The sequence below is a fragment of the Austwickia chelonae genome (genome assembly GCF_003391095.1).
Classification (GTDB): Bacteria; Actinomycetota; Actinomycetes; order Actinomycetales; family Dermatophilaceae; genus Austwickia; species Austwickia chelonae_A.
The window spans coordinates 2,802,582-2,814,944 of record NZ_CP031447.1 but is presented as its reverse complement, the minus strand read 5'-3'; the positions used below and the strand labels follow the sequence as shown (position 1 = coordinate 2,814,944).

Genomic DNA, 12,363 nt, shown 5'->3' with positions numbered 1-12,363 from the left:
GAGTGGTTTCAGGGGCGGGTAGAGGGTGTGCCTTGGGCGTCTGAGGAGTGCATTCGCAGGGGTGTGAGAACCCTGTTTCTCGGCGTGGAGATACTTATTCGCAGGGAATGGTGTGATCTTTTCGATCAGGCGAAGTCGCACTGTTGCGCTGAATGACCTTTTGATAAAGATTCCCCCGACCACCTTGACGTCGAGATGTCTGGAGGTCGGGGGATGGGCCTGTGTGGCCAGGGCCCTTACCGGTGGTAGGCCAGTTCGTCGCTGTCGATGATGATCTTGCCGAAGGGGAAGCATGTCAGCGGGATCATCTTGACGTTCGCGATGGCCAGTGGAATGCCGATGATGGTGACTGCCAGAGCTATCGCGGTGCCGATGTGGGCAAGGGCGAGCCACCATCCGCAGAAGATGAACCAAAGAATGTTTCCGATAGCTGAACCTGCGCCGGCGTCATGCCGAGAGATGACCTCCCTGCCGAAAGGCCAGAGGGCATAGTTCGCCATTCTGAAGGAGGCGATCCCGAAGGGGATGGTGATGATCAGGATGCAGCAAATAATTCCAGCCAGAGCATAGCCTAAAGAAAGCCAGAAGCCAGAAAAGACGAGCCAAATAAGATTGAGAAGTATGCGCACGTGGGTCCCTTAGTGTGAAGTGCTGGAAGAAGCGGAGTGATTATATTCCCCCGTAGGTGCATCGAGTCACCCCAATCCTGTTCTCTCCCGGCTTCTTCTGAGCCTTCGGGGAATTCGGGAAGTTCAGGCCCTTGGGCCTGAGTGGTGAGGAGCGTTGAAGAGCCTGGGGATTCCGCCCGTGGACCTGCTGTTCTCTCGGGGCGGTGAAGGGGAAGCTGCTTCGGTTGCTCCCGCGCGGCATGCTTGCGTTCTCGACTCCGTGCGCTCCACTGCTTCCGTCGCCTGACGAGAAGATGGAACACTATTGGCGTAGATGTTTCTTTGAGCAGGTGGAGGGAGACGCTCTACATTATTTTCTTGGGTGTCTCCTTAATTTTCTTGGTCGAAACTCTGGTGCCGGACAACTCTGGTCGCGGCCTGGGTGGGACGGTATGTGTGGATCACGTCTTTTTGGAATGTGTGTGATGCGGATAAATCCTGTTCCCTGGCGACGAGTAAATTCACTCGCCGTCGGTAGGTGTCCGCCTGTTTCGGTGCTCGATGGTGAATCGTCGCTTCGATATTCCCCGAGGGCATCCGGAAACACCTTTTGATCGGATCTTTCCGTATTACCCGCTTCGGGTGGTTCCAGGGGCCTTGGCCCAGCGGCCGGCCCGGCCTGCGCACTGATGCCCCAGGGGGACTTCAGCGAGCAGGCCGGGCCGGTCTGTGCTGTCCGTCGGTGTGTCGTCCGGGTGGGTCAGGACGGCTTTCCGCAGTTGCCGACGAGCTTCTGTCCGGCAAACATCTGCTTGAAGAAGGCTCGGGTCTGCTTGGTGTGCGGGGTCAGTCCCAGGGCGTGGGAGAGTCCGCCGTTGGGGTTCAGTGCGACGGTGGCGCCAGCCTTGCACCACTGCTGGTGAAGCGTTTTGCCTGCGGAGTAGGGGATCGTCTCGTCCTTGGTGGAGTGATTGATCTGGACGGGCATATTCGGCTTGTGCCTGCCGATCGTGTTCTCTTTCAGGATGGAGGCGAAGGGTTCGCGGTTGAAGTGTTCGATCAGGGGCTTCCCGTTCTTCAACAGACTGAGGGATGAGACCTTGGCGAAGGCGTTCTTGTCACCGAGGCAGCTGTTCTCCACGCGGGCGAGCATCTTCTCCCCGGCGTCGCTGAGGTAGGTCTTCGGGTTGATCCCGTAGCCGGCCATGATGCCGGTGAGGGCGTACATCATGAACATGGAGGTCTGTTTGCCGTCGACGACCTGAGCCAGTTGTCCCAGGTCGGCGGGAGGTGCTCCGACCGAGACGCCTTTGATCTTGAGTTCGGGGGCCCAGCTGGAGGCGAGTTCGGCTGCTGAGGCGGCGGCGCCACCGCCTTGGGAGTAGCCGACGATCCCTACCGGTGATTCGGGTGAGAGCCCCGATCCGGGCAGGTTGATCGCGGCCCGGGCGATGTCGAGGACGGCTCGTCCTTGGGAGATGCGGTTCATGTAGGTGTGGGTGCCGGGGGTGCCCAGCCCTTGGTAGTCGGTCATGGCCACGGCGTAGCCGTCTTGGAGCAGATTCCAGTAGAAGAGCTCCTCGAAGGCCATGAACCGGGCTGCCTGGCGTGAAGGGGCGCAGTGGTCGGCCATGCCCTGGGTGACCGGCGCATAGGAGATGATCGGGCGGGGTCCCTTGCCCTTCCATTTGGAGGTGGGGACGACCACCAAGCCCGAGACGGCGATCGGTGTTCCGGTGCGGTCGACCGAGGAGTAGAGAACCCGGTTCGCCTTGGAGGAGAGGGCGCCTACGCGCAGCGGATCGATCTGGCGTGAGGCATATTCCGACCTGATGACGCGTCCGGGTTCGCGGGGGATGTCCTTCGGTGGTTCGTAGAAAGCAGGGCGCTTCTTCTCGGTGATCTCGGTGATGGGCTTTGCTCCGGCGGTGCCCGGGGTGTTCCGGTTCTCGGTGGCTGAGGCAGGGGATGTCATGCCGGTCAGGGCGATCGCGGAGACGACGAGGCAGGCGAGGTCTCGGGTAAGGCGCATAGGGTCGTTCCCTTTTCTGTTTTCACCGTTGTCACGGTGAGACATCTGTCGTGCTCCTGCCGTACCGGGGTGGACGGCAGGTGTCAGGGCGCTGCCGTGGGGTCGGACGGCCCTGACATGCCATGCCCCGGATAGGCTTGACCAGGAAATTAGGGGATGTTTCCTATAGCACATAGGGGTGCGGCGTCGGCATGGTAGCACCATCACAAGTTGGGAAACTGAAAGGCCGACAAGGGAACTGAGTTTCTTTGTCGGCCTTTTCCGGTATGCCCCTGCCCGGTCGTTCCTGTCGTGATCGGACCCCTCGGTGGGGGAGGGAGGTCGTCCGGGGTGCAGGGCAACACCCCGGACGACGGGGAAGGGGAGCTGACCGGGTCCGCTGGTCGACTCTCCGTGGCCCATCAGGTACTGCGCAGAGGCACCTACTGCCCGCAGCTGCTCTCGATTTTGATTCCGGCGAACAGCTGGGTGAAGAAGATCCGGCTGTCGATGATGTGTGGTTTGATCCCCCAGGCGTGGGATTTCGCCTGGTTGGGGAGCAGGGCGACCGGGGTACCCGCCGCGCACCACTGTTGCTTCAGTCGGCTGGACAAGGCGTACGGGATGGTCTCGTCCTTGGTGGAATGAGTGATCATCACCGGCATATTCGGTTTCCGGTTGCCGATCTTGTTGTCGGCCAGGATCGAGCGGAAAGGCTCATGGCCGAACATCTCGGAGAGAGGCTTCTTGCTCTTCAGCAGAACATTGGAGGGCACATTCGCCAGGGAACTCTTGTCCCCCATGCAGCTGTCCTCCGCCCTGCGCAGGTAGTACTTGCCTTCTTCGCTCAGGTAGGTGTTGGGGTTCAGCTTGTAGCTGCTCATCAACCCGGCCAAGGCGTACATCACGAACATCGAGGATTCTTTGCCGTCGATGCCCGAGGTCATCTTGCTGAGATCTGCCGGAGGCGCTCCGATCGAGGCCCCCTTCACCTTGAGTTCGGGGGCCCAGCTGGAGGCGAGTTCGGCTGCTGAGGCGGCGGCGCCACCGCCTTGGGAGTAACCGGCGATCCCGATCGGAGCATCGGGGTCGAGCCCGGCGTCCCTGACTTTCAGGGCGGCCCGGGCGATGTCGAGGACGGCTCGTCCTTGGGAGACCCGGTTCATGTAGGTGTGGGTGCCGGGGGTGCCCAGCCCTTGGTAGTCGGTCATGGCGACCGCGTAGCCGTCTCGGAGGAGGTTCCAGTAGAAGAGCTCGTCGTAGGCGAGGAGTCGTGCGGAACGGCGGGAGGGCGCGCAGCGGTCGGCCATGCCCTGGGTGACCGGGGCATAGGCGATGACCGGTCGGGGGCCCTTGCCTTTCCAGGGGGTGGCCGGTACGACGAGCATTCCGGAGATGGCGACGGGTGTCCCGCTGCGGTCGATCGAGGAATAGAGCAGGCGTGTCGAGTGGTAGGCGACCGATGCCACATTGAGCGGGTCGATGCCTCGTCGGGCATTTTCCCTGCGGATGATGCTGCCGGGCTTGGCCGGAATCTGTTTCGGTGGTTCGTAGAAAGCGGGGCGGCTCGCTTCGGCCACTCCCGTGACCGTCGAGGCGCCGGAGGTGCCCGGAGGCTTCCGGATCTCGGCTGCGGAGGCGACGGGTGCGATACCCGTCAACGCTGTCGCGGAGACGACAAGGCAGGCGAGACCTCGTGCAATGCGCATATGGCGTTCCTTTTTCCGTTTTTACCCATGCCCATGGGTGGGGTGACCCACGGCTCTGCTTCAGTGCGGGCGCGAAGCCGGGATTTCACTGTTTTCGTCGTGGGTGAACGTGAGGAAGTGAGGCACAGTGCACCTTTTGTGATAAATGGCGTTAGCGATGATGCTCCATGTATCACATAGGAGCGCTGCGTGGGCATCGTAGCACCGGTTCTGACCAGCGAATTTCTGGGCCCCTCAGGTGCTTTCGGGAGAGTTCACATATTTTTCTAAAAAAATTTACGGCTATATCTATAAGGGCGGGCTTCGCTCTGTTTCGAAGTGGGCTTCCCGTAGTTCTAGGTGAGGAATTAGTGAGCCATGATTCGGTCGATGGGCGCAAGCTGCTGATATCAGCTCTAGTACTGATCTCCTGCGGGGGTGTGAGGCTTTCTTTTACTGTCCTGCGGGCAGATAAATTTCCGAATTGCCTTGCAGTGCAAGGGAATAGCCGCCATCAACGGCAAGGTGGCCCGGGGTGGATGAGGGGGCCGGCGGGGGGGCTGGAGGACATCTCGACGGAGATGTCTTTCGACGGGGTGGGATTGTTCCCGTGGGGGGCGGCCCGGCGGTGAGTTCTGCGGCCTACGCGGATCTGCCGGGTGTCTTTCGAGTTCGCGGGAGGCCATCAGGCCCCCTGTCCATTAGCGAAAATGAAAATCTTTTATTGACATGCCGGTGAACTTGCAGGGCGGCGGCTCGGCCTGCGGGAGGCCTGGCCGAGCCGCCTGGGAGTGCTGCTCATCTCTCCGGGACTGCTCACCAGTCTGCGCCCAGGCACTGAGCGCGCTCCGTCGTCTCCACCTGGAGGGTGGCATGGGCGATGTCGAACTTCTCCCGCAGCATGGCGCTGGCCAGGGTCAGGATGTCTGCTTTGTGTTCGGCCGTGGTGACCAGATGGGCGGTGGCCACATTCATGCCGGAAGTCAGCTGCCACAGGTGGAGGTCGTGGACCTCGGTGACCTCGGGGACCTCTTCCAGAGCTTTCTGGACCTGAAGGGGTTCGATGCCCGCGGGGGCGTGCTGCCCCAGAACGGCAAGAACCTCCTTGCCCAGGGCGCAGGCGCGCACTGCCACGAAAAGGGCAATGGCCAGTGCCACGCCGGTGTCCCACCAGGGTGACCCGGTGAAATGGACGAGGGCAGCGGCCACGATGACGCCCACTGAACCGAGCGTGTCGGCCAGGACCTCGAGGTAGGCGCCTTTGACATTGAGGCTCTCTCCAGCTCCGCTGTGCAGCAGAGCCAAGCCGATCACGTTGACCACCAGCCCTAGCGTCCCGACGGCCAGCATGGTGGTCGAGGCCGGTTCGTGGTGCGCGCCCAGGCGGGCGATGGCTTCGACGGCGATGTAGGCCGATACCCCGAGCATGATCATGACGGCCAGGCCGGAGGCGAAGACCTCGGCCCGGTAGGAGCCGAAGGTCCGTCGCCCGGTGGTGTCAGGGCGGGTGGCGATGCGGGAGGCGACGAGTGCTGCTCCCAGAGTGACCACATCCGCCGCCATATGTCCGGCGTCGCTGATCAGCGCAAGGGATCCTGCGGCGAGGCCGGCGACCAGTTCGACGACGAAGAAGGCGGCGATCAGGGCGAAGGAGACCGCCAGGCGCCATTGGTGGCGCCCAGTGGCTGAAACGCTGACGGCGTGTCCGTGCCCATGTCCGTGCCCATGGCCGCTCATCGCGCGTCCCTCAGCTGCTCGCTGCGGCCCGTGCTGCTCTCGGAGGAATGTTCGTGCAGGGTGTGTTCGCGGGTGACATCGAGCAGCATCCGGACGTGGGCGTCGAACAGCCGGTAGAAGACATTGCGACCTTCGCGACGGCCGGCGACGACACCGGAGGCGCGGAGCAGCCGGAGTGCTTGGGAGACAGTGGTTTCGGTTGTTCCGGTGGCTGCGGCCAGGTCGCAGACACACAGCTCGCCGCCTTCGAGCAAGGCGTACAGGATCCGGGTCCGCGTGGCATCGCCGAGCAATTTGAACAGGGCGCTGACCCGGGTGATCTCCTCCTCTGCAGGGATCTGTCTCGCGACGAGACGGACCTTGTCCGGATTGGCCGAACCGGTCGCGCAGCCATCGAGCCCCCGAACGGTCTCCGACATGCCTACCTCCAATGAACGCTACATCTGAATATCTGAACAGATGATAGGTGATGCTGAGGGGCGAGGGAAGGGCCTACTTATGGAACCTGTTGGCCTGCTGTCTTTTTCGCCGGATTCATCCGAGACGTTCTTGAGCTGGTCGTTGAGTTCGCGGGGGATCTCTCGGTGGACTGCAGGAGTGCTGAGGCTTCGACACGCCAATATCTTCGGGTTTTTTTCTTCGGCACCACAACATGTAGGGTTTGTGTCGCTGGTGGTCCGCGCTCGTCGAGCGTGGGGAAAGAGGGAACCCGGTGTGAATCCGGGGCTGCCCCGCAGCGGTGAATGGGAACGACACCCGTCAAGAGCACTGGGCGACAGCCTGGGAAGCGACGGGCAGTAGGCGGAGACGGCGACCAGCCCGAACCACGCCCATGAGTCCGAAGACCTGCCTCCGGTGCGTACGGCGACAGCCCTACGCGTCCACGGCCTCGAGGGAGGGCCGGGCGACACCCCGCGCGGCCATGCCATTGCGCGCCCGTCGTCCCTACCCCGCGGCCTCGACCTGCGAGGAGACAGACGATGACGAGCACCACCGCCCCGCCTGCACCACCGTCGACCCAGCGCGAGGAACCCATCACGGGCCTGCCCGAGATCACCGTCACCGCAGGCGACGGCAGCACCTCGCCTCTCGACCGGCCGCGCATCCACCGGCTCCTCGACCAAGCGACCCACGGCATCTCCGATGTCACCGCTGAACCCGTCCTGCGCGAACTGCGCCGCACCGTCTACGACGGCATCACCCAGGACGAACTGGCCACCGCGCTCATCCTCGCCGCTCGCACCCTCGTCGAACGTGAGCCCGGCTACTCCCAGGTCGCAGCCCGGCTCCTCCTCGACCGGATGCGCACCGAAGCCCTCAGCCACCTCGCCGGAACGCCTCGACAGCTCACCGCCGAGGAGATGAACGACGAATACGCCAGCTACTTCCCGATCTACCTCCGCAGGGCGGTCGATCTCGGCCGGGTCGACCCCGAACTGCTCACCTACGATCTCGACCGCATCGGCGCAGCCCTCGACGGCACCGCCGACCTCGACTTCGGGCTCCTCGGGCTCCAGACCGTCTACGACCGCTACGTCCTGCACGAACACGGAACCCGCTTCGAACTGCCCCAGGCCTTCTTCATGCGAGTCGCCATGGGACTCGCCCTGCGCGAGGACGACCGAGAGGCCCGAGCCATCGAGTTCTACCGGATGCTCTCCGGTTTCGACCTGATGACCTCCACGCCCACCCTGTTCAACGCCGGGACCACCCGCCCCCAGCTCTCCAGCTGCTTCCTCACCACCGTCGCCGACGACCTCGACGGCATCTTCTCCTCCTACCGGAACAACGCCCTCCTCGCGAAGTACTCCGGCGGACTGGGCAACGACTGGACCCCCGTCCGCGGCCTCGGCGCCCACATCCACGGCACCAACGGGCGCAGCCAAGGCATCGTCCCCTTCCTGAAGATCGCCAATGACACCACCGTCGCCGTCAACCAGGGCGGCAAACGCAAAGGCGCCGCCTGCGCCTACCTGGAGACCTGGCACATCGACATCGAGGAATTCCTCGACCTGCGGAAGAACACCGGCGACGACCGCCGCCGCACCCACGACATGAACACCGCCCACTGGATCCCCGACGAATTCATGCGCCGAGTGGAATCCAACGGCTCCTGGACCCTGTTCTCCCCCGACGAGACCCCCGACCTGCACGACCTGTACGGCGAAGAATTCAGCCGCCGGTACGCCGAATACGAGGCCGCCGCCGACCGCGGCGAACTCCGGCTGCACCGCAGACTCCCCGCCAAGGACCTGTGGCGGCGCATGCTCACCATGCTCTTCGAGACCGGCCACCCCTGGATCACCTTCAAAGACCCCTGCAATGTGCGCTCCCCCCAAGGACACACCGGGGTGGTGCACTCCTCCAACCTGTGCACCGAGATCACCCTCAACACCACCGCCGACGAAGTCGCCGTCTGCAATCTCGCCTCGGTCAACCTCGCCCGGCACATCACCCCCACCGGACTGGACGTCGACAAACTCCGGCGCACCGTCCGCACCGCAGTACGCATGCTCGACAATGTCATCGACATCAACCACTACACGATCCCCGAGACCCGCCGCTCCAACCTGCGGCACCGCCCGGTCGGCCTCGGGCTCATGGGACACCAGGACGCCCTGTTCACCCTCGGAATCCCCTACGCCAGCGACGAAGCCGTCGACTTCGCCGATTACTCCACCGAGACCCTCAGCTACTTCGCCATCGAAGCCAGCGCCGACCTCGCCGCCGAACGCGGCAGCTACCAGAGCTTCGACGGCTCCCTGTGGAGCCGCGGCATCCTGCCGATCGACTCCCTCCAACTTCTGGCCGCCACCCGACACGACGGCGAACTCGACATCGACACCAGCCACACCCTCGACTGGGACCGGCTGCGCACACACGTCCGCACCAACGGGATGCGCAACTCCAACGTGATGGCCATCGCCCCCACCGCCACCATCAGCAATATCTGCGGAGTCGCCCCCTCCATCGAACCCCAGTTCCAGAACCTCTTCGTCAAGGCCAACATGTCCGGCGACTTCACCGTCGTCAACGCCCACCTCGTCGGCGACCTGAAAGAACGCGGCCTCTGGGACGACCGGATGATCGCCGACCTCAAGTACCACGACGGCGCACTCGACCGGATCGACCGCATCCCCGACGACCTGCGACGCATCTACGCCACCGCCTTCGACATCCACCCCCGCTGGCTGATCGCAGCCGCCTCCCGACGCCAGAAATGGATCGACCAAGCCCAATCCCTGAACCTCTACGTCGCCGAACCCAGCGGACGAGCCCTCGACGAACTCTACCGCTCCGCCTGGAAATCCGGACTGAAAACCACCTACTACCTGCGCGCCCGCGCCGCCACCCAGGTCGAGAAGTCCACCCTCCGAGGCACCGACGGTCGCCTCAACGCCGTCTCCCCAGCGGCGCTCGCCGCCCCGGTGCCGGCTGCCGGGCCGGTCGAGATCCCGGCCGGACCCGCCGTCGCCCCGGCCGCCTGCTCACTCACCGACCCCGAATGCGAGGCCTGCCAGTGACCGCCACCCAGAACGCCCAGGACAGCGCGTCCTTCGACAGCCTGCACGTCCAGGACGTCGGCCGGGTCCACGTCGACGACAAGGCGATGATCAACGCACGTTCCGATGTCAACCAGCTCCTGCCCATGAAGTACGGGTGGGCCTGGGAGAAATACCTCGCCGGCTGCCACAACCACTGGATGCCCACCGAGGTCGCCATGCAGGCCGATATCGCCCAGTGGCGCTCGCCGGACGCCCTCACCGACGACGAACGCCTCATGCTCAAACGGAACCTCGGGTTCTTCGCCACGGCGGAATCACTCGTGGCGAACAACATCGTCCTGGCCGTCTACCGGCACATCACCAACCCCGAATGCCGTCAGTACCTGTTGCGTCAGGCCTTCGAGGAAGCCGTGCACACCCACACCTTCCAGTACATCTGCACCAGCCTCGGCCTCGACGAGGGCGAACTGTTCAACATGTACCGCGAGGTGCCCTCCATCACCGACAAGGATGCCTGGGCGTTGAAATACACCCAGAACCTGGAGTCGGACACCTTCGCCACCGGCACCGTCGAGGCGGACCAGGCCTTCCTGCGCGACCTCGTCGCCTTCTACGTCGTCTTCGAAGGGATGTGGTTCTACACCGGCTTCGCGCAGATCCTCTCGCTGGGTCGCCGAGGGAAGATGGTCGGTATCGCCGAGCAGTACCAGTACATCCTGCGTGACGAGTCGATCCACCTGAACTTCGGCATCGACTGCATCAACCAGATCAAACTGGAGAACCCGCACCTGTGGACCGTCGACTTCCAGGACGAGGTGCGCACCATGTTGCGGGAGGCCTGTGACCTGGAGATCGCCTACGCCCGCGACATCATGCCGCGCGGCATGCTCGGCATGACCGTCGCCCACGTCGAGCAGTACATGCACTTCATCACCGACCGCAGGTGCGGACAGCTGGGCCTGGCGCCCCTCTACGGCGAGGACGAGAACCCCTTCCCGTGGATGTCCGAATCCATGGACCTGGTCAAGGAGAAGAACTTCTTCGAGACCAGGGTCACCGAATACCAGACCGGCGGCTCCCTCTCCTGGGACTGAGCCCGGTCGGAAAGCGGCCCGCCCTCACCCCTACGCGTCGGGTGTGAGGGCGGGCTCGCGCGGTGTCCGGGGTCGCTGGTGTTCTACCGTTTCCGCGCCCAGACCACCAGGACCACCGCGGCGACGAGCACGATGGCGATGACGTCGTACGAGCTGCGGGCCAGCGCGGCGACCTGCTGCTGCAACCAGTCCTGAGTGCTCACCGGAACCAGCTCGGGCATCGTCAGTAGCCCGTCGGTGGCCCAGAAGAGCACCCCCAGGGCCACGATCAAGGCCCCGGTGAGCAGCGATGTCGAATGCAGCTCCCGCCCGAAGACCCGCACCGGGCGTCCTCGCAACGCAGCCCGGGAATGATCGCTCATCCGGTGCCAGGCTGCGGCGATCAACAGCAGCGGAACAACCATCCCCGCGCCGTACACGGCGAGCAGCCCGCCGGCAGCAACCGTGTTGCCACGCGTCGCAGCCAAAGTGAGCACCGCGCCCAGGATCGGCCCGACACAGAAGCCGGTGACTCCACCGGCCGCGCCCAGCAGGACCGTCTTGAGTGCGCCGGTGCGGCGGGTCGTGCTCTCCTGGAGGCCACGAATCCCCGGGAGCGCGCTAGCGGCGTCGAAACCCAACCCAGCCATCTGAGCCAACCCGAGGAGCACCAGCACAATCGCTGTGACCAGCACGATCGTGTCGCGCTGGGTGGCCACGACCGATCCCAGCGCGCCGACACCCAACCCCAAGGGAACCAGAACCGTCAACAGTCCGGCGTAGAAGAGCGCCCCGTGCAGGAGCAGCCGAGGACCGGTGCCCACCGTCGCCGCGAAGAACGCCGGGAGCAGAAGAGCCCCGCACGGGCTCAGTAGCGCGAGCGTGCCACCGAGAAAAGCAGCGAGTAGTCCGATATCCATCGGTCAGTGCTTGCTCGCCGCGAGAGCCTGCTCGAAGGCTTGCACGAAGACCTCGGTCGGCTGTGCCCCGGAGATCGGCTTCGTGCCCATGAGGAAGGCCGGAGTGGCAGCGGCACCGAGATCGGTCGCCAGCTTCTCGTTCCGGGCGATCTCCCCAAGAGCTTCGGTGCTCTCCATGTCCTCCTTGAACTTCTTCGCGTCCAGTCCCATCTCCGTGGCAGTGGCGATCAGCGCGTCAGCGGTCATCTGAGGCTTGGGGCGCGTTTTGCCTTCGGGGAAGAGCTTGTCGTGGTAGTCCCAGAAACGTCCCTGACGGGCAGCGGCGTAGGAGGCCAGCGACGCCCGCTTCGAGTTCTCGCCGTACATGTTGACATCGCGCCACTCGATGCGCAGCTGACCGGCGTCCGCGCGCTTCTTCATCTCCGGGAGAGTGGTATGGGTCCACCGGGCACAGAAGGTGCACTGGTAGTCGGAGAAGACGATCAGGACGACCGGGGCATCGACAGGCCCAACGCTGAGCAGATCCTTGGGATCGCGGCGCTGTACCTTCTTGATCGCTTCCTCGATGCCGTCCGGAGCAGGGCTCTGCCCCTTCCCGTCCGGAGTGGACTTCGTGGCCGCAGCAGGGCTGCCCGGCTGCTGGGGTCCGTTGTTCTGCTGCGCCAGATAGGTGAGCAGCAGCAGGGACGCCGCGACGATGACGACCGTGATCGGCACCGCCCAGGACCGCCATCGTGCCGGGGTGGGTCGTTCGGGCATGGGCTTCTCCTCGTCGTGCGGATGATGTCGCCGGGTGCTGTGCCGGAGCTTTTGACTATGG

The 12,363-nt window shown here is 64.1% G+C and carries 9 protein-coding genes and 1 riboswitch; of the genes, 2 read left to right on the top strand and 7 right to left on the bottom strand.

Going from position 1 to position 12,363, the window contains the following annotated elements:
- Window positions 1-236: 236 nt before the first annotated feature.
- The 5 genes from DX923_RS12420 to DX923_RS12400 form a co-directional block, all read right to left on the bottom strand.
- Window positions 237-629 carry a YccF domain-containing protein gene (locus DX923_RS12420; protein WP_116115367.1) on the bottom strand — a complete coding sequence of 131 codons (393 nt, stop codon included), beginning with the start codon at window positions 627-629 and terminating at the stop codon, window positions 237-239.
- A gap of 739 nt (window positions 630-1,368) precedes the next feature.
- On the bottom strand, window positions 1,369-2,640 hold the full coding sequence (locus DX923_RS12415) for a lipase family protein (protein WP_116116323.1): 1,272 nt from the start codon (window positions 2,638-2,640) through the stop codon (window positions 1,369-1,371).
- Between the two features lie 422 nt (window positions 2,641-3,062).
- On the bottom strand, window positions 3,063-4,328 hold the full coding sequence (locus tag DX923_RS12410) for a lipase family protein (protein ID WP_116115365.1): 1,266 nt from the start codon (window positions 4,326-4,328) through the stop codon (window positions 3,063-3,065).
- Between the two features lie 795 nt (window positions 4,329-5,123).
- Window positions 5,124-6,044: a cation diffusion facilitator family transporter gene (locus DX923_RS12405; RefSeq protein WP_116115363.1), complete on the bottom strand. Its 921-nt coding sequence runs from the start codon at window positions 6,042-6,044 to the stop codon at window positions 5,124-5,126.
- The gene (locus DX923_RS12400; RefSeq protein WP_116115361.1) at window positions 6,041-6,463 is read right to left on the bottom strand and encodes an ArsR/SmtB family transcription factor; all 423 of its coding nucleotides are present in this window, start codon (window positions 6,461-6,463) and stop codon (window positions 6,041-6,043) included. Before DX923_RS12400 ends, DX923_RS12405 begins: the two co-directional genes overlap by 4 nt.
- A gap of 237 nt (window positions 6,464-6,700) precedes the next feature.
- A riboswitch (cobalamin riboswitch) is annotated at window positions 6,701-6,912 on the top strand.
- 112 nt (window positions 6,913-7,024) lie between these two features.
- Between DX923_RS12400 and DX923_RS12395 the strand changes: the two genes are divergently transcribed.
- Both DX923_RS12395 and DX923_RS12390 read left to right on the top strand, forming a co-directional pair.
- Window positions 7,025-9,568, top strand: a complete 2,544-nt coding sequence (locus DX923_RS12395) for a ribonucleoside-diphosphate reductase subunit alpha (RefSeq protein ID WP_116115359.1) — start codon at window positions 7,025-7,027, stop codon at window positions 9,566-9,568.
- Complete coding sequence (locus tag DX923_RS12390; protein WP_240322629.1) at window positions 9,550-10,644, top strand: ribonucleotide-diphosphate reductase subunit beta; 1,095 nt, start codon at window positions 9,550-9,552, stop codon at window positions 10,642-10,644. Before DX923_RS12395 ends, DX923_RS12390 begins: the two co-directional genes overlap by 19 nt.
- 83 nt (window positions 10,645-10,727) lie before the next feature.
- Here DX923_RS12390 and DX923_RS12385 read toward each other — a convergent pair whose 3' ends face one another.
- Both DX923_RS12385 and DX923_RS12380 read right to left on the bottom strand, forming a co-directional pair.
- Window positions 10,728-11,543, bottom strand: a complete 816-nt coding sequence (locus tag DX923_RS12385; protein ID WP_116115357.1) for a cytochrome c biogenesis CcdA family protein — start codon at window positions 11,541-11,543, stop codon at window positions 10,728-10,730.
- A gap of 3 nt (window positions 11,544-11,546) precedes the next feature.
- Window positions 11,547-12,302 carry a DsbA family protein gene (locus DX923_RS12380; RefSeq protein WP_162872949.1) on the bottom strand — a complete coding sequence of 252 codons (756 nt, stop codon included), beginning with the start codon at window positions 12,300-12,302 and terminating at the stop codon, window positions 11,547-11,549.
- Between the last annotated feature and the right edge of the window lie 61 nt (window positions 12,303-12,363).

What these genes read in the sequence shown, in the direction of transcription:
- DX923_RS12415 (WP_116116323.1), bottom strand. Translation starts at nt 2,640, where the DNA reads ATGCGCCTTACCCGAGACCTCGCCTGCCTCGTCGTCTCCGCGATCGCC.
- DX923_RS12410 (WP_116115365.1), bottom strand. Translation starts at nt 4,328, where the DNA reads ATGCGCATTGCACGAGGTCTCGCCTGCCTTGTCGTCTCCGCGACAGCG.
- DX923_RS12405 (WP_116115363.1), bottom strand. Translation starts at nt 6,044, where the DNA reads ATGAGCGGCCATGGGCACGGACATGGGCACGGACACGCCGTCAGCGTT.
- DX923_RS12400 (WP_116115361.1), bottom strand. Translation starts at nt 6,463, where the DNA reads ATGTCGGAGACCGTTCGGGGGCTCGATGGCTGCGCGACCGGTTCGGCC.
- DX923_RS12395 (WP_116115359.1), top strand. Translation starts at nt 7,025, where the DNA reads ATGACGAGCACCACCGCCCCGCCTGCACCACCGTCGACCCAGCGCGAG.
- DX923_RS12390 (WP_240322629.1), top strand. Translation starts at nt 9,550, where the DNA reads ATGCGAGGCCTGCCAGTGACCGCCACCCAGAACGCCCAGGACAGCGCG.
- DX923_RS12385 (WP_116115357.1), bottom strand. Translation starts at nt 11,543, where the DNA reads ATGGATATCGGACTACTCGCTGCTTTTCTCGGTGGCACGCTCGCGCTA.
- DX923_RS12380 (WP_162872949.1), bottom strand. Translation starts at nt 12,302, where the DNA reads ATGCCCGAACGACCCACCCCGGCACGATGGCGGTCCTGGGCGGTGCCG.